Below are 17,066 nucleotides of genomic sequence, written 5' to 3' on the forward strand. Positions count from 1 at the left end.
TCAGACGGCGACCGGCTCGCCCGCGGCGGCGGCGATCTCGGCCTCGGCGACGACGCCGGTGACGCGGCGCAGCTTCTTCATGGGGCCGAGCTCGGACTCGTAGACCTTCTTGACGCCGTCGCCGAGGGAGGCCTCGATGGTGCGGATGTCGCGGACGAGGCGGGCGAGGCCCTGCGGCTCGACGGAGGCGGCCTGGTCGGAGCCCCACATGGCGCGGTCGAGGGTGATGTGGCGCTCGACGAAGGTGGCGCCGAGGGCGACCGCGGCGAGCGTGGTCTGCAGGCCGGTCTCGTGGCCGGAGTAGCCGATCGGGACGTTCGGGAACTCGTCCTGCAGGGTGTTGATCACGCGCAGGTTGAGCTCCTCGGCCTTGGCCGGGTAGGTCGACGTGGCGTGGCAGAGCAGGATGTTCTCCGAGCCGAGGACCTCGACCGCGTGACGGATCTGCTTCGGCGTCGACATGCCGCTGGAGAGGATGACCGTACGGCCGGTGGCGCGCAGGGCGCGCAGCAGCTCGTCGTCGGTCAGCGACGCGGAGGCGACCTTGTGGGCCGGGACGTCGAACTTCTCCAGGAAGGCGACGGCCTCGGTGTCCCACGGGGACGCGAACCAGTCGATGTTCTTGGTCTTGCAGTACTCGTCGATCTGGCGGTACTCGTCCTCACCGAACTCCACGCGGTGGCGGTAGTCGATGTAGGTCATGCGGCCCCAGGGGGTGTCGCGCTCGATGTCCCACTGGTCGCGCGGGGTGCAGATCTCCGGGGTGCGCTTCTGGAACTTGACCGCGTCGCAGCCGGCCTCGGCGGCCACGTCGATCAGCTTGAAGGCGTTCTCCAGCTCGCCGTTGTGGTTGATGCCGATCTCGCCGCAGACGTACACGGGCTGACCGGGACCGGCGGTCTTCGAACCGAACGCGCGCAGACGGGAGTTGGTGCTCATGGTGAAGATGTCCTTACGTGTGGGACTTGGCGGGGACTTCGAGAGAGGGGCCGAGGATCCAGCTGGCGATCTCTCGGATCGCGCCGTCGCCACCGGGGAGGGTGGTGACCGCGCGTGCGGCGTCGCGGACGACGTCGTGAGCGCTTCCGACCGCCACGGGCCAGCCGGCGAGGGCGAAGCACGGGAGGTCGTTGACGTCGTTGCCGACGTAGAGCACGCGCTCGGGCGCTATGCCCTGCTCCTCGCACCACTGCTTGAGGGCGAGGTCCTTCCGGTCGATGCCGTGCAGCACCGGAATCCGCAGTTTCCGGGCCCGGGCGGCGACGACCGGGTTCTGCTCCGTGGAGAGGATCAGCATCTTCAGGCCGCTCCTGCGGAGGGCCGCGATGCCGAGTCCGTCTCCGCGGTGCACGGAGACGAACTCCTTTCCATCGGCGTCGATCAGCACCCGGTCATCGGTCTGGGTGCCGTCGAAGTCGAGTACGACCGCGTCGATGTCGTCGGCGGTCGGGCGGGCGCCGGGCCGGTCCGCGTCGAAGAGCGGGGCCAGGGCGCGGGCGCGCGCGAGGTCGTGCGGGTCGTCGACCTCCAGCACGCGGGCGGGGTCGGTGCGCACGAGGTCCGTGCGGCCGAAGAAGCGGTGCTTGTGCTCGCGGAAGCCGGCCGCGTCCATGGCGTAGGCGGCGCCGGTCTCCAGCAGGTCCTGGGGGCGGTCCTGGCGGCGCGGGCGGAAGGACTTGTCGTGGTTGACGCCGTAACCGCCCTCGGTGGCGGTGGAGTTGGCGACGGTCACCGCTCCGCCGACGGCCGCCGTGGCCTGCGTGCCCAGCGGCGCCGGGTCGTCGGCCGCGTCGCGCCAGACGAAGCCGTGGAAGGGCGCCACGGTCACGGCCGTGTCGGCGCCGTTCTCGACGACCGCGGCGGCGACCCCCTCGATGTCCTCGCGGACGAGGAAGGGGCTGGTGCACTGCACGAGCAGCACCACGTCGGCCGTGGTTCCGCTCTGCGTCTCGTGGGCGTCCAGGGCGTGCAGGACGGCGGCCTCGGAGGTGGCGGTGTCGCCGGCGATGGCGGTGGGCCGCAGCACGACCTCGGCGCCGGCCTCGCGGGCGGCGGCGGCGATGGCCTGGTCGTCGGTGGAGACGACGACGTCCGTGACGAGCCGCGCGGCCAGGCATTCGCGCACCGCGCGGGCGACCAGCGGCACACCGCCCACCGGCGCGAGGTTCTTCGCGGGCACGCCCTTGGAGCCGCCGCGCGCGGGGATCACCGCGAGCACCCGGCGCCGCGCGGCGCCGAGACCCGCTTCGGGGTGGGACATGGGCTCTACTCCTTGACGTGGGGTCCGGTCGCTCACAGCTCCCCCATCCGCCGGATCACGGGGGCCACGCGCTGGACGCCGTGGCGGTACGCCCCGCGCGCCGCACGGCGCACGATCTGGCGGACCGGTCCCGGCTCCTTGTCGGCGGCCGGTGCGCCGGGCAGCGGCGCCCCGTCCGGGCCGAGGTGGTGGCGGGCGAGGATGCCGGGCAGGTAGCCGGGCGCGGTCTCGGGTGTGTAGTAGGGGTCCAGCGGCGGCAGGCCGCCGGGCCTGGCCAGCAGTTCGGCGATGCGCTCGCGCGCCGCGTCGAAGGCCGTCTCGTACCCCCCGTCGGCCGCGACGCCCTGCCGTGCGACCCACTCCGCGTCGGGCACCGGGCGGTGTCCGGCGTCGAGCTGGTCCCAGGAGGCGAGGCAGCCGGAGCCGACGAAGTGGTGGTTGCCGAGCGCCTCGCGGATGCCGAGGTCGGTGAGGACCACGGTCGGGACGCGCCGGTGCAGCGCCTCCAGGGCGGCCGTGGAGCTGACCGTGACCAGCAGGTCGGTGCGGTCGAGCACCTCGCCCATGTGCCCGTACACGAGGCGGAAGTTGGCGGGCACGTCCTTGCCCTGGACCAGCTTCTGGAAGGGCAGCTCCTCGATGTGCGTGGTGTGCTCGCCCGGCCTCGAGCGCAGCTTGAGCAGCACCTCGCGGTCGGGGAACGCCCGCGCGTGCCCGATCAGCCGGTCCAGCAGATACGTACGGTCCCTGCGGTTGTCCGGCACGGAGGGCTGGGCCGCGAACACGACCGTGTAAGGCGCGTGTTCGCCGGTGTAGGGCGCGCCGCCGAGGAACGGCAGCGCGACCTCGGTCACCGACGAGGCGTCGGCGCCCACCCCCTCGTACACGGCCCGGAAACGGTCCGCGTCCTGGCGGGAGTTGGCGAGGACGAGGTCCGCGCCGTGCCGCAGCAGCAGCCCGTCGGCGAGCTTCTCGTAGACGACGCCGACATAGCCGGTGACGACGACGGGACGCTTCGTCCGGCCGGTCCAGACCCGCCGCAGCCCGTGCAGCATCGCCTGCACGCCGCCACCCACGAGGGCGAGGACGAGGATGTCGTACGACTCCTCCTCCATGGCGCGCAGGAACTCGACGGCGGTCACCTCACGGAGCGAGTCCGCACGGACGCCGACCTCCCTGAGCTGCCGGGGGGTGGGCGTGGCGCGGCCGCGCAGGAGATAGCCGTCGAGCCGGATGTCCGGGCCGGAGGAGGAGGCATCGGCTTCCTCGGAAGCGATGCGGGTCGCGGTGAGCGCGCCCCACTTCCACCGGGTGTCGGAATCCGCGAGGACGGCTACCCGAAGGGACTTCGTTGCACTTGCTGGCACGTCGAAGACGCTAGGAAGGCATTTCGATGTTCCGCCCAACCAGAATGCAACAAACGGTTAACAGCACACCGCCGAATGGGAAATCGGCCCCGGAACACGCAGGGAAAGAACCTGGTTCACAGGTTCGCCACGCGTCGTTCACCCGATATCAAGTCGCCGGTCAAGACGAATGCCGGGCTTCGCCCTAACGTCCATTGCGTGGTCAAGCTCTCCGTCATCGTGCCGTTCTACAACGTGCAGCAATACGCGCCCGACACCCTGAAGAGCCTGCGTGCGAATGCACGTGAGGACTTCGAATTCATTCTCGTCGACGACTGCTCGCGCGACGGGACCCCGGACATTCTCGCGCGTGCCGAGCGCGAGCTTCCGGGCGCGGTGTACGTCAGACACGAGCAGAACGGAGGACTCGCGACCGCGCGCAATACCGGCATCGACCGGGCGCGCGGCGAGTACCTGACGTTCCTCGACGGCGACGACTGGCTCGCCCCCGGCTACTACCCGCGGCTGGTCTCCGCCATCGAGGAGCTGGGCTGCGACTTCCTGCGCACCGACCATGTGCAGTGCACCGCCCGGGCGCGCAGCGTGCACCGGGTGCCGCACGGCCGGCGGAACACGGTGCTGAACCCGCGCGAGGTGATCCTGCCCGCCGACCGCTCCACCTCCGTCGACTACGCCTTCGCCTGGGCCGGCATCTACCACCGCCGGCTGCAGGACCGCGGTCTGCTGCGCTTCACCGATGGCCTGCGTACCGCCGAGGACCGCCCCTGGATCTGGAAGCTGCACCGGGAGGCGGAGTCCTTCGGCGTGGTGAACCTGCTCGGGGTCTACTACCGGCGCGGCGTCGCCTCGTCGCTGACGCAGATCGGCGACGTACGCCAGCTCGACTTCATTCGCGCCTTCGACCAGGTCGTCGCGGAAACCGCGCAGGACCCGGAGGCGGACAAGCTCCTGCCGAAGGCCGTGCGCACGTATTGCGCCATCATTTCCCATCACCTGGGATCCATCGAAAGGTTCGAGCCCACGGTGGCGAAGAAGCTGAAATCCATGAGTGCCGCGGCCCTGCGGCGCATGCCGCAGGACGTGCTGGACGAGGCCCTGGACTCCATGGACCTCCTGCGCGCCACGAAGCTGCGCCGGCTGCGCCGCCGCTCCGCCCCCGCGGGAGCCGCCGCGTGAGCATCCAGATCTTCCAGGCGTCCACGCTGTACGGCGCGGCCACGCTCGCCGCCGCCCTGGACTCCGGCTGCTTCGACGCCGCCGACCGGCGCATCCTGCTGGTCTGCAACAACGCCGCGACGCCCGAGACGACGCCGGCCCTCGACGAGATGCCGGGCTTCGAGCAGCTGCGCGACCGCTTCGACGACGTGATCTCGTACAACGAGACCATCTCCCCCTTCCACCCCGGCGGCTGGGCTCCGCGCCAGGACGACCTGGTGCTGTGGGAGCGGCATCTGCGGCTGACCTGGGGGCTCGGCGACGACGACGTCGAGCTCGCCGTCGAGTCGATCCAGGTCAACCCCTCGCTCGCCCTCGCGCAGATCTTCACCGGGGCCCCCGTCACGGTCTACGCGGACGGCCTGATGAGCTACGGCCCCACCCGCAACAAGATCGACCCGCTGGTCGGCACCCGCATCGACCGGCTGCTCCACCTCGACCTGGTGCCGGGCCTCACGCCGCTGCTGCTCACCGAGTTCGGCGTGGAGCCGGAGCTGGTGCCGACCTCCGCCTTCACCAAGGTGCTGGCCGAACTCTCCGCCACCGGCGAGGAGTTGCCGGACATCGACGAGCCGGCGCTGCTGCTCGGCCAGTACCTCTCCGCGCTCGACATCCTCACCGCGGACGAGGAGGAGAACCTCCACGTCACGATGCTGAAGGGCGCCGCCGACCTCGGCCACACCCGGATCGTCTTCAAGCCGCACCCCACCGCCCCGGCCCGCTTCGCGCGGACGCTGGAGCAGGAGGCCGCCGAGCTCGGCGTCGGGCTGACCGTCCTCGACACCCCGGTCCTCGCCGAGGTGCTGTACCAGCGGATGCGTCCCGCCCTGGTCGTCGGCTGCTTCTCCACGGCCCTGCTCACCGCGTCCGCGCTGTACGGCCTGCCGGTCGCCCGCGTCGGCACCGAGACGCTGCTGGACCGCCTGACGCCGTACGAGAACAGCAACCGCGTCCCGGTCACCGTCGTGGACGCGCTGCTGCCCGAGCTGTCCGACAAGGCGGCGGTCGCCGAGCAGCGGCAGGGCCTCGACGTCACCGCCCTCACCGCGCTCGTCCGCACCGTCGGCTTCGCCATGCAGCCGAAGATCTACCCGACCCTGCGCAAGGCCGCGGAGCAGTATCTGGCGGCCCACCTGAACCAGCACACCTGGCGGTACTTCAAGCGCCGCCGGCTCACCGCGCTGGCGCTGCCCGGCGCGGTCCCGGCGCAGCTCGCCTTCATCCCGCGCAACGCGGCCGTACGCCGGGTCGCGCGCCGCGCCCGGTCGCTGAAGCGGGCGACCCTCGGATGAGCGCCCCGGCCAGCGCACCCGCGATCACGTCCCCGGCACCCGCGGACACCTCCCCGGCACCGGCGGACACGGGCGTCACCCCGCCCCGCACACCTTCCCGGGTGCACCCGCCACGCCTGCGTGCGCTCGACGGGCTGCGGCTCGTCGCCGCGCTGATGGTCGCGTGCTACCACTACGGCGGCCGGGACGGCGAGGTCGGCCAGGCCTGGGGCGGCTCCCCGAAGGACCAGTTCCCGCTGCTGCACGGGTGGTTCGCGTACGGCTGCCTCGGCGTCCAGGTGTTCTTCGTGATCAGCGGGTTCGTGATCTGCATGAGCGGCTGGGGCAGGACCCTGCGCTCGTTCTTCGCCTCCCGCGCCTCACGCCTGCTGCCCGCCTACTGGGCGGCGGTGATCCTGGTGACCGCGGCGTTCGCGCTGCCCTTCGTCGTGTACCGCGCCGTGTCACCGAGCGACGCGCTGCTGAACCTGACGATGCTGCAGCAACCGCTGGGCGTGGACCGGGTGTTGGGCGTGTGCTGGACGCTGTGGGCGGAGGTCCGCTTCTACGCCCTGTTCGCCCTGTGCATCGTGCTGCCGGGCGCCAACCGGCAACGGATCATCCTCTTCTGCGCGGGCTGGACCCTGGCGGCGGCCATCGCGCAGGCCGCGAACGAGCCGCTGCTGGACACCGTCCTGATGCCGGAGTACGCGCCGTACTTCATCGGCGGCGTCGGCCTCTACCTGATCCACCGCAACCGGCGGGACGCGTACGCCTGGGGCATCGTCGCCGTGAGCTGGCTGATCGGCCAGCACTATGCCGTGGCCCGGATGTGGCACGCGCCGAACCCGGAGTTCTTCTCCTACCGCTCCTCGTTCGGCATCATCCTGGTCGTCACGCTCGGCTACCTCGCGGTCCTCGCCATCGCGCTCGGCTGGCTGAACTGGGCCGACTGGCGCTGGCTGTCGGTCGCGGGCGCGCTCACGTACCCCTTCTACCTGGTCCACGAGCACCTGGGCTGGGTCGTCATCAAGGCGTACCACCAGACCCTGCACATCCCGTCGTACGCCGCCTTCCCGGCCACGATGGCCACCATGCTGCTCCTGGCATGGCTGCTCAACCGGTACGTCGAGGACACGCTCACACCGAGGCTGCGCAGGGCGCTGGCCACACCACGGCTGTAGCGCCGAGGGGGCGGGAGCGGGGAACGGGGACCGACGGGCGAAGGACCGTCCCTCCCCGCGCCGGGGAGATTCCCCCAGGTGTCGGGAGGGACGGTCCTTCGTCCTGGGGAAATCCCCGCGAAGCCACGGCCGCGCGCCGGTTGCTCGGGTAAGCGTTCCCGCACCATGGCACCCACATCCTCCGCTCTCGCCCCCTCCCCGAATCGCCCCGCCCCCGAGACGCAGTCCCGGCAGACCGCGTCCTCCCGCTCCCCGAGCAGACGCGGGGGCCGGCTGCTCGCCCTGGACGGCATGCGGCTCGTGGCCGCGCTGATGGTCGCCCTCTATCACTACACGGGCCGCAGCGGCACCATCTCCGCCTCCTGGGGCGTGACCCCGGCCAAGCCGTTCCACGCCCTGTCCCTGGTGACCGTCTACGGCTGCCTCGGTGTGCAGTTCTTCTTCGTCATCAGCGGCTTCGTGATCTGCATGAGCAGTTGGGGCCGCCCCCTGGGCGACTTCTTCCGCTCCCGGGTCGCCCGGCTCTACCCGGCCTACTGGGTCGCCCTGGTGCTGGTGGGCTGCGCGACGCTCGTCCTCCCGGTCGTCATGCACCCGCTCCGGCTCGACCAGTTCCTCGTCAACGTCACGATGCTGCAGATGCCGATGGGCACGCCGCGCCTCCTGGGCGTGTGCTGGACGCTCTGGGTCGAGGTGCGCTTCTACGCGCTGTTCGCCCTGCTGGTGGTCGCGCGGGGGGTCACCTACCGCAAGGTGGTGCTGTTCTGCGGCGTGTGGACCCTGCTCGCGGTGATCTGCAAGGCCGCCAAGACCGAACTGACCGAACAGCTGGTCATGCCGGACTACGCGCCGTTCTTCATCGGCGGCCTCGCGCTCTACCTGATCCACCGCCACGGCAGCAACCTGCTGCTGTGGGGCCTCGTCGCCGTCTCCTGGCTGCTGGGCCAGAGCAGCGCCATCAGCGGCCTGTGGGAGCCCGGCAACCACGGTGACTTCCAGCGGAGCCCGCACGTCATCCTGCTGGTCGTCACCCTCTGCTACGCCGCCGTGGCCGCCGTGGCGCTGGGCTGGCTGCGCTGGGCCACGTGGCCCGGGCTGGCCACGATCGGCGCGCTGACGTACCCCTTCTACCTGATCCACGAGCACCTCGGCTGGTTCGTCATCCGGGTGCTGCACCGGGGCTGGGGCCTGCCCATGTGGCCGACCCTCGCGGTGACGGTGCTCGGCATGCTGGTCCTGGCCTGGCTGATGCACCGGTTCGTGGAGAGGCCGCTCGGGCCGCGGCTGAAGAAGGGCCTGACGGGATAGGGCGGTAGTTCAGCCGGCATTCACTTGACTGTCGATATGGGGGTCTACGCAGGGACAGGCGGGCCGGAGCCTTGAAAGAGCAACGGGTTGCTCACGGGTTCCCGGTCCGGTCCCCAGTCCCCGCAGCGCCGCTCGCGCACTAGGAGTGCCGTCTCCCTATGACCGCAAGCCCTGGCACGATCCGCCCGCCCCGCCGACTCGACGACGTCCCCGGCTGGTTCCCGGTCCTCGACCAAACGCTCTTCGAGTGGCTCCTGGACCGGCAGGAATCCACCGGCACCAGCGGTGATCTGCTGGAGGTCGGGGTGTACATGGGCAAGAGCGCCATCTTCCTCGGCCGCCATCTGCGAGAGGGGGAGCAGTACACGGTGTGCGACCTCTTCGAGGGCGACGCCCCCGACGACGCCAACCGGGCCGAGTCGGCGTACTCCTACAGCATCCTCACCCGCCAGGCCTTCGAGAAGAACTACCTCGCCTTCCACGACGAGCTGCCCCGGGTCCTCCAGGGCCCCAGCTCCCTGGTGCCGGACGAGGTGAAGCCCCGCTCCTGCCGGTTCGTCCACATCGACGCCTCGCACCTGTACGAGCATGTGCACGACGACATATCGGCCGCCCGGGAGGCGCTGCTGCCGGGCGGCGTGGTCGTCCTGGACGACTTCCGCTCGGAGCACACGCCCGGTGTCTCCGTCGCCGCCTGGGAGGCGGTCCTCAACCGGGGGCTGCGCCCGATCTGCCTGAGCACACAGAAGCTGTACGGCACTTGGGACGATCCCGAGCCCATCCAGGAGGAGCTGCTGGCGATGGCGCGCAGCCGCCGGCAGGACTGCCATCTCAGCGTCCAGCAGGCCGCCGGGCACCGCATCGTCCGCCTCAAGTCCAAGAAGGGCATGCAGCCCCCGGCGCTCGTGACCTCCAAGCACGCGGACGACGCTCCTCCCGCACCGACGGCGCCGCACACCCCGCCCGCGCCCACGCCCGCGCGCCGCCGCAGCCGGACCCGCAGGCTCGCCGCCGACCTGCTGCCCCCGGTCGTCACCCGCGCAGTGCGCAACGCCCGCCGCGCCAGGAGGTAGCCGGCGGCCGTCCTCCTCCGGGCTCCCGGGGCTCGCCCTGCGGCGTGAACGCCGGCTCAGAATGCGTCCGCCGGTACGTACGTCCCCCACACCTCCCGCAGGGCGTTGCACACCTCCCCCACCGTCGCCCGCGCCCGCAGCGCCTCCTTCATGGGGTACAGGACGTTGTCCTCCCCCGCGGCCGCCTTCCTCAGCACGGCCAGGGCCGCGTCCACCGCGCCCTGGTCGCGCTCCGCGCGCAGGGCGGCGAGGCGCTGCGCCTGGCGGGCCTCGATGGCGGGATCGACGCGCAGCGGCTCGTACCGCTCCTCCTCGTCCAGCTGGAAGCGGTTGACGCCGACCACGACCCGCTCGCCCGCGTCCGTCTCCTGCGCGATCCGGTAGGCGTTGCGCTCGATCTCCTCCTTCTGGAAGCCGCGCTCGATCGCCGCGACCGCGCCGCCCAGGTCCTCGACCCTGCGCATCAGGTCAAGGGCCGCCGCCTCGACGTCGTCGGTCATCCGCTCCACGGCGTACGAGCCGGCGAAGGGGTCCACCGTCGCCGCGAGGTCCGACTCGTGGGCGAGGACCTGCTGGGTGCGCAGGGCGAGGCGCGCGCTCTTGTCCGTCGGCAGGGCGATCGCCTCGTCGAAGGAGTTGGTGTGCAGGGACTGGGTGCCGCCGAGCACCGCGGCCATGGCCTGGACGGCGACCCGGACCAGGTTCACCTCCGGCTGCTGGGCCGTCAGCTGGACGCCGGCCGTCTGGGTGTGGAAGCGCAGCATCCACGACTTGGGGTTCTCCGCCCCGAACTCCTCCTTCATCACCCGTGCCCAGATCCTGCGTGCCGCACGGAACTTGGCGACCTCCTCCAGCAGCGTCGTACGGGCCACGAAGAAGAACGACAGGCGGGGCGCGAAGTCGTCGACGTCCAGGCCGGCCGCCACCGCCGTACGGACGTACTCGATGCCGTCCGCCAGCGTGAAGGCGATCTCCTGCACGGGCGACGCACCCGCCTCGGCCATGTGGTAGCCGGAGATCGAGATCGTGTTCCACTTCGGGAGCTCGGCGCCGCAGTACTTGAAGATGTCCGCGATCAGGCGCAGGGAGGGCTTCGGCGGGAAGATGTACGTCCCCCGCGCGATGTACTCCTTCAGGACGTCGTTCTGGATCGTGCCCGTCAGCCGGTCGGCCGGGATTCCCTGCTCCTCCGCCAGCAGCTGGTACAGGAGCAGCAGCAGCGCGGCGGGGGCGTTGATCGTCATCGACGTCGAGACCTCGTCCAGCGGGATCCCGCCGAACAGCACCCGCATGTCGTCGATCGAGTCGATGGCCACGCCGACCTTGCCGACCTCGCCGTGCGCGAGCGGGGCGTCGGAGTCGTGGCCCATCTGGGTGGGCAGGTCGAAGGCGACGGACAGGCCCGTGGTGCCGTGCTCGATGAGCTGCCGGTAGCGGGCGTTGGACTCCGCCGCCGTGCCGAAGCCGGCGTACTGCCGCATCGTCCAGGGACGGCCGGTGTACATGCTGGGGTACACCCCGCGGGTGAACGGGTACGCGCCCGGTTCGCCCAGCTTCCCCGCCGGATCCCAGCCGTCGAGGTCCCGCGGCCCGTAGACCGGCTCGATCGGCAGTCCGGACTCCGACTCACGCGCCATGGTTGTGCCTCCGCAGTACGTCCGCTCGTACGTCCGCCAGTAACACTCCTTGCCCCCACCGGTTACTCCCCACCATGCCCCGTAGTTCGGCGGCGGTCACGCGGGGAAGCATCCCTGGCATGAGGATTACGGGGACCAACGGGATCAAGGGGATCAGAGAGAGCGTCGCCAGACCGGCCGTCGCGCTCGCCTGCACCGCCGCGCTCGCCGCCCTCTGCGGCTGCACCACGCAGGCCGCGGGCTCCGACGGGAGGCACCGCCTTCCGGTCCACATACAGCTCCCGTCCAGGCGTCCGCCGTCCGGCCGAAGCCCCGGCCCGAGCCCCACCGCGTCCGACGCCAAACCCGTCGCCGAACCCACCGCTACGCGCGCCGCCGCCCCGCCCCGCGTGCTGTGGTCGCGCGGCGACACCGGCACGGACGTACGCGAACTCCAGGCCCGCCTGCGCCAGGTCGCCTGGCTCTTCGACGGGCCGACGGGGACGTACGACGATCTGACGGAGCAGGCCGTCCAGGGCTTCCAGGGCAAGCGCGGGCTGCCCCGCACGGGCCGGACGGACGCCGTCACCTGGCAGCGGCTGCGGGCGATGACGCACAGGCCCGGCACCTGGGAGCTGTACCTGATGGGCGGTCAGCCCGCCGCCGCGCCCGACCGGCGCTGCCTGACCGGCCGGGTGCTCTGCATCAGCAAGACCAGCCGGACGCTGCGCTGGATGATCGACGGACGCACGGTGTCGACGATGGCCGTCCGCTTCGGCGCGCAGTACACGCCGACCCGGGAGGGTGTGTTCCACGTCTACTGGAAGTCCCGGCACCATGTGTCGACGCTCTATCACTCCCCCATGCCGTACGCCCTGTTCTTCAGCGGCGGCCAGGCGGTGCACTACTCGTACGACTTCGCGGCCCGGGGCTACGCCGGTGGCTCGCACGGCTGCGTCAACGTGCGGGACGAGGCGGCGATCGCGGATCTGTTCGCGCAGGTGAGGAACGGCGACAAGGTCGTCGTCTACTGGTGAACACCGAGGAGTGTGGGGCGCGGGCGGGACCGGGGGAACGTGTCCCGCCCGCGCCGGGTGCACGAGCCATGGGTACGGGGGGAACCCCGGCTCAGTGCGACGGCCGATGACCAGTCGGCTCACTCAGTACTGCGTCACGGCGACCGAAAACGTCACACCCCGCGGAGAAAAAGTCTCACGCCTTGCGAAAGTGCAGGTCAGAGCGCCGTGTACGTCGGGTCCAGCGGCACGGCGGGGGTCAGCGAGGTCTGCTGGGGAAGCGGCGGGACGAAGGTGGAGGGGACGGAAGTGACGGCGCCCCCGTCCTCGTGGTGGTCGTTGCCGCCGCCCTTGCCCGCAGGGCCGTCGTCCTCGCCCCCGGGACCGCTCCGGCCGTCCTGCCCCAGCTGCCCCTGGGAGTCACCCTCGCCGGTCACGCCCTTCTCGCCGGGGGTGCCGTCGGCTGACTCCAGGACGCCGTTGCAGTACTTCCACACGTGCGTGGCGCCGCCGGCCTCGACGTCCAGGGTGCGCCGGCGTTCCGGGCTCAGCTGCTTGCCGTCCCGGACGTCACGGCAGCTGGAGACCGCGCCGCGCCACTCGGCGCCGGTGCGCCCGGCGCCTTCGGAGCCGGGAGCGCCGGGCTTGCGCTTCTCCTTGCCGGGCGTGCCGCGCGAGGCGCTGCCGGGGGTGCCGCTCCCCGTGCCGCCGGGCGTCGACGCACCCGGCGTGCCGTCCGGGGTGGTGTCCGGCGACGGCGACACGAGTGGCTGCCGGGAGTTCACCGCACCGGAGACCGAGGCGGCGGGTGCGGGGCTGTCGTCGCCGAACGGTGTCGGCAGGACTCCCGTTCCGGCGGCCACGGCGACCCCGCCGACCATGCCGGCGGTCAGCGCCGCGGTGAGCGCGAGCGGAACGGGGCGCCCCCAGCGCGCACGACGGGCACGGGCGGCGCGGCTGAGGCCGTTGGCTCCGCCTGCGCGGCTCGTTCGGCGGGCGGCCGAGTCCGGGGCGCCGATGCGGACCAGTCCCGCGTCCGACGACTCGAAGGGCAGCGCGGTGCGCCGGGCCGCCGCGCCCGCGCGGTGCTCCAAGGAGACGACGCGCTCGGCGGCCGCGGCCTCATGGATCTTGCGGAAGGCCGCCAACGCGGCTTCCTCGCCGGGGAGTTCGCCGTCGTTCGACGTGGCACCGGTGGACAGGGCGCCGAGCGCTTTGGCGAGTCGCTCGGCCTGGCCGCGGGCGGATGCGTCGTCGGCAGCGGCGTCGACGTCGAGCGGCTCACCGCGCAGCAGACGTTCCGCTGTTTCGCTGTCCAGCCACCTGTACTGCTCGTCGGCCATCACATGTCCTTCTGCGTCCGCGCACGCGTATGCGTCACAGTGCCGAACGTCACCGCGCCGTCACGCGGTTCTCTCTGGGCCGGCAGGGCGTCGAGCTTGCCGGCCGATTCCGGGTTCTCGGCGAGCAGTTCCGCGAGCCGCTTCAGCCCGCGGTGCGCGGCGGTGCGTACGGCGCCCGCGCGCTTGCCGAGCGCCTCGGCGGCGGTCTTGGCGTCGAGGCCCACGACCACACGCAGGACGACCGCCTCGGCCTGGTCCTGCGGAAGCTGCGCGATGAGAGAGAGGGTGCTGTCGGTGGCGAGGGCCTCGATGGCCTCGCCCGCGGTGTCGGACTCGGCGGCCCGGCCGGTCAGTTCGGTTTCGTCGCCGCCGATGGCGGGGCGTCGGCCGCGCATCCGTATGTGATCCAGTGCGCGGTTGCGGGCTATCCGTGCGGCCCAGCCGCGGAAGCGGTCCGCGTCCCCGCTGAAGCGCCCCAGGTCCCGGGCGATCTGCAACCAGGCCTCGGACGCGACGTCCTCGGCGTCCGGATCGCCGACCAGCGTCCGTACGTAACCGAGCAGCCGTGGATGCACCGCTCGGTACACAGTCCGGAACGCGGTCTCGTCCCCGTCCTGTGCCGCACGCACCGCGGCGGTGAGCTCCGCGTCGTCCCCCAGCACCCGTGGTTCCTCAGTAGATGGTCGCGACCTCGAGGCCGCCGATCGTTGCCATGATCATGCATCTGCCCTCGACCCAAGGCACGTTACGACTTGGAACCGCTCCCCGTCCACGTCCGTACGACGTGCAACTGACCAGTGACGCAGCGGGGTGTGACAGAAAACGCACCCACGGCGCTGTAGGAAGTACGGGCCGCCGCGCGGCCCGTACCGCGCGACGGCCGGGGCCTCTCCTGTGGGGGGTGGCGGCCCCGGCCGTTGCCTGGGCAGCGGCCGGGGTGAGTGAAGTCACTTGCCGGAGCTGCCCTTTGGCGCCGTATCGGCCTTCTCGCCCACGCTGCCGGCACTGCCGGTCTTGTCGCTCTCGCCGCTGTTGCCGGCCTTGACCGGCGCACCGGACTTGTCGCCCTGGTTGCCTTGACCGCCCTGGCTGCCCCTGGCACCCGAGCCGCCCTTGTCGGCGCCGTCACCGGCCGCCTGCCCCAACTGCGCCGCGCAGTACGCCTCGACGTTCTTCTCGCCGCCCGCGGCCGCGACGAGCCGCCGCCAGGACGTCGCGTCGATCGCCTTGCCGCGGTCCTTGACGTGCTCGTAGGCGCGGCAGTGGGCCAGGATGTCCTTGGCGGTGTCGGGACGTCCGGGATGCGCGGAGGCGCCGGCCGACCCCGCGGACGCGTTGCCGGAAGCCTCGGCGGACGAACCCGGGGCCGGCCGCTTCGGGACGCTCACCGAGGGATGCGCCCCTCGCATGTCGTCGGCCGCGTCCTCGTCCCGCGACACCGCCGAGCCGATCGCCGCGACGGCGACGCCGCCCAGGGCGAGACTCGCGAGGAACACGGACAGCGTGGCCTTCACCGTCAGCCTCGCCCGCCACGGCTCCCTGGGCCGCCAGTCGTCCCGGCGCCGGGTACGGACCGCCTGGTACGCCCCCGCGTCCCGGGCCGCCCGGAACGCGGCCACCGCCCGCTGCTCCCCCTCGGGGTCGACACCGTCCCGCAGGATCGCCGCGGCGAACCGCGCCTCCAGCTCGGCGTCACCGGCCGTCGACCGCGGCCCGGACGCGATGCCGCCAAGGTGCACGCGCCGACGGCCGGGAAGACGACCGTCGCCCTGCCGCTCACCCATGTCCGATCCCGTTCCCGTTCCCGCTAGTTCACTTCTCGTCCGGTCCGCCCGGGTCGTGTGGCCCCTTCGGACCACATGGCACCCCGGCGTCCATGACGGCCCGCGTCATGCATGACGCCCTCGGCACACACGACGCCCGTGGAATTCATGGTGCCCCGGGAACTCATGGTGCCCGCGAAACTCGAGAATCCCCGCCATCCATACGGAATGCAGCCGTGGACGTTCACTTCGACTCCCCCAGCGTGCGGGGGCCGTCATCTGTCACACCTTCGTCCGCGGCGGCCGTAATGCCCAGCTGGCGGGCGAGTCGCTTCAGCCCCCGGTAGGCGGCCATGCGCACGGCGCCGGGACGCTTGCCGAGGACGCGCGCGACGGAGGGACCGTCCAGCCCGACGACGACCCGCAGCAGCACGGCCTCGGCCTGGTCACGCGGCAGCCCCTGAACCAGCGCGAGCGCGCGCTCGGTCGAGATGGACTCCAGCGCCAGGTCGTGCGTGCTGTGCGGTCCCGGCAGCTCCAGTACGTCCTGTTCGAGCGCCGCGGCCTGGGGCCGTACCCGCTGTCTGCGCAGGTGGTCCAGCGCCCGGTGCCGGGCGATGGTCGCGCTCCAGCCGCGGAATCCGGCGCCGTCGCCCTTGAACCGCCCCAGGTCCCGGGCGATCTCCAGCCATGCATCGGACGCCACGTCCTCCGCGTCGTCCCCCACGATGCCGCGCAGATAACCGAGCAGCCCGGGCTGCACGATCCGGTAGGCCACGGCGAAGGCGGCCTCGTCGCCGTCCTGCGCCCGCGCGACCGCCGTACCCAGCTCCCCGTCGTGCGCCCGCGCGCGCCGGGGTTCCCCTCCCTGGCCCAAGTCTGTCCTCGTTCGTGCCGAGTTCATGGCCACCGCGTGGCGCGTCCCCCCACGGTGCGACACGCTCCCGTCGTGTCCCCGCCCTACACGATCTTCAGCGTCGGACATCACGGATGTGTCACAGCATCCCGGCAGCCTTGCCGATCTCCCCTGATCCCTCTCGGAAAATCCTCACTCCTCTCAACTCCTCCTCAAGACCTACTCGGTCACGCGCCGATTCCGCCCTCACCCGATGGCGATCCGAGGATGGGCACCGGGCCGGACCCAGGCCATGATCCGGTCCATCGTGGCACGCGGCACGGACACACAACCGGCCGTGGCCCCTTGCCCGTTGACATGAAGAAAGATTCCGGCGCCCCGACCGGGAGTGGCCGGCCACCGGTTGAAGTTGATGACGAGCGCCTTGGCGTACTGGGTGGGGTAGTCGACCAGATGCTCACTGCCCCGGTCACCGGCCTCGGTCAGCGGGAAGTCGGCGCCCGCCGAGCTGTGCATCGAGTTGTAGTACTTGGACTCGGGGTCCTCCACCCACCAGTCGGCGTCGTTCACGACGTGGTACGGCATGCTCGTCCCGCCCGCCTCGACACCGAAGCCCTCGGTGAGGGTGTAGGTCCCGGAGGGCGTCGTGTACGTCCCCTGCCGCCGCGTGGCCCCGCTGACGACACCGTTGGACCCGACCCGCCCGGCGGTCGTGGCGAACTGCGCCTTCCACCCCGAGGCGCCCTTGGCCCAGGCGGTCACGGTGGCGTAGGAGCCGCTCGACTTCACGGTGA

The 17,066-nt window shown here is 71.7% G+C and carries 15 protein-coding genes; 6 read left to right on the forward strand and 9 right to left on the reverse strand.

Annotated features, from left to right (window positions below):
• From ABZ910_RS14245 to ABZ910_RS14255, 3 genes are read right to left on the reverse strand one after another with little or no spacing between them, the layout of a single operon-like run.
• The gene (locus ABZ910_RS14245; RefSeq protein ID WP_361363498.1) at window positions 1–939 is read right to left on the reverse strand and encodes an N-acetylneuraminate synthase family protein; all 939 of its coding nucleotides are present in this window, start codon (window positions 937–939) and stop codon (window positions 1–3) included.
• A gap of 13 nt (window positions 940–952) precedes the next feature.
• A complete protein-coding gene (locus tag ABZ910_RS14250) occupies window positions 953–2,260 on the reverse strand; it encodes an N-acylneuraminate cytidylyltransferase (protein WP_361363501.1) in 1,308 nt (435 codons plus the stop codon).
• A gap of 32 nt (window positions 2,261–2,292) precedes the next feature.
• Window positions 2,293–3,627, reverse strand: a complete 1,335-nt coding sequence (locus ABZ910_RS14255) for a DUF6716 putative glycosyltransferase (protein WP_361363504.1) — start codon at window positions 3,625–3,627, stop codon at window positions 2,293–2,295.
• 198 nt (window positions 3,628–3,825) lie between these two features.
• On the opposite strand from ABZ910_RS14255, the gene ABZ910_RS14260 reads away from it, so the two are divergent.
• From ABZ910_RS14260 to ABZ910_RS14280, 5 genes are all read left to right on the forward strand, one after another.
• On the forward strand, window positions 3,826–4,803 hold the full coding sequence (locus tag ABZ910_RS14260; RefSeq protein WP_361363507.1) for a glycosyltransferase family 2 protein: 978 nt from the start codon (window positions 3,826–3,828) through the stop codon (window positions 4,801–4,803).
• Entirely contained in the window at window positions 4,800–6,134 is a 1,335-nt protein-coding gene (locus ABZ910_RS14265) for an alpha-2,8-polysialyltransferase family protein (RefSeq protein WP_361363510.1), read from the forward strand. Before ABZ910_RS14260 ends, ABZ910_RS14265 begins: the two co-directional genes overlap by 4 nt.
• Complete coding sequence (locus ABZ910_RS14270) at window positions 6,131–7,297, forward strand: acyltransferase (RefSeq protein ID WP_361363513.1); 1,167 nt, start codon at window positions 6,131–6,133, stop codon at window positions 7,295–7,297. The genes ABZ910_RS14265 and ABZ910_RS14270 overlap by 4 nt, the downstream gene beginning before the upstream one ends.
• A gap of 165 nt (window positions 7,298–7,462) precedes the next feature.
• A complete protein-coding gene (locus ABZ910_RS14275; protein ID WP_361363516.1) occupies window positions 7,463–8,605 on the forward strand; it encodes an acyltransferase in 1,143 nt (380 codons plus the stop codon).
• A gap of 158 nt (window positions 8,606–8,763) precedes the next feature.
• Window positions 8,764–9,678, forward strand: a complete 915-nt coding sequence (locus ABZ910_RS14280) for a class I SAM-dependent methyltransferase (protein ID WP_361363519.1) — start codon at window positions 8,764–8,766, stop codon at window positions 9,676–9,678.
• Window positions 9,679–9,734: 56 nt separating this feature from the next.
• Here ABZ910_RS14280 and ABZ910_RS14285 read toward each other — a convergent pair whose 3' ends face one another.
• Window positions 9,735–11,315: a methylmalonyl-CoA mutase family protein gene (locus ABZ910_RS14285; RefSeq protein ID WP_361363522.1), complete on the reverse strand. Its 1,581-nt coding sequence runs from the start codon at window positions 11,313–11,315 to the stop codon at window positions 9,735–9,737.
• A 119-nt stretch (window positions 11,316–11,434) separates the two neighbouring features.
• On the opposite strand from ABZ910_RS14285, the gene ABZ910_RS14290 reads away from it, so the two are divergent.
• Window positions 11,435–12,331, forward strand: a complete 897-nt coding sequence (locus ABZ910_RS14290) for a L,D-transpeptidase family protein (protein ID WP_361363524.1) — start codon at window positions 11,435–11,437, stop codon at window positions 12,329–12,331.
• Window positions 12,332–12,528: 197 nt separating this feature from the next.
• Here ABZ910_RS14290 and ABZ910_RS14295 read toward each other — a convergent pair whose 3' ends face one another.
• The 5 genes from ABZ910_RS14295 to ABZ910_RS14315 all read right to left on the reverse strand — a co-directional run bounded on the left by ABZ910_RS14295 (window position 12,529) and on the right by ABZ910_RS14315 (window position 17,061).
• Window positions 12,529–13,653, reverse strand: a complete 1,125-nt coding sequence (locus ABZ910_RS14295) for a hypothetical protein (protein WP_361363527.1) — start codon at window positions 13,651–13,653, stop codon at window positions 12,529–12,531.
• Entirely contained in the window at window positions 13,653–14,315 is a 663-nt protein-coding gene (locus ABZ910_RS14300) for an RNA polymerase sigma factor (protein WP_361363529.1), read from the reverse strand. The genes ABZ910_RS14295 and ABZ910_RS14300 overlap by 1 nt, the downstream gene beginning before the upstream one ends.
• 285 nt (window positions 14,316–14,600) lie before the next feature.
• On the reverse strand, window positions 14,601–15,437 hold the full coding sequence (locus ABZ910_RS14305; RefSeq protein WP_361363531.1) for a hypothetical protein: 837 nt from the start codon (window positions 15,435–15,437) through the stop codon (window positions 14,601–14,603).
• Window positions 15,438–15,660: 223 nt separating this feature from the next.
• On the reverse strand, window positions 15,661–16,293 hold the full coding sequence (locus tag ABZ910_RS14310; RefSeq protein WP_361363534.1) for an RNA polymerase sigma factor: 633 nt from the start codon (window positions 16,291–16,293) through the stop codon (window positions 15,661–15,663).
• Window positions 16,294–16,518: 225 nt separating this feature from the next.
• The gene (locus ABZ910_RS14315; RefSeq protein ID WP_361363537.1) at window positions 16,519–17,061 is read right to left on the reverse strand and encodes a L,D-transpeptidase family protein; all 543 of its coding nucleotides are present in this window, start codon (window positions 17,059–17,061) and stop codon (window positions 16,519–16,521) included.
• Window positions 17,062–17,066: the final 5 nt, after the last annotated feature.

This window comes from Streptomyces sp. NPDC046805 (assembly GCF_040645355.1).
Taxonomy (GTDB): Bacteria; Actinomycetota; Actinomycetes; order Streptomycetales; family Streptomycetaceae; genus Streptomyces.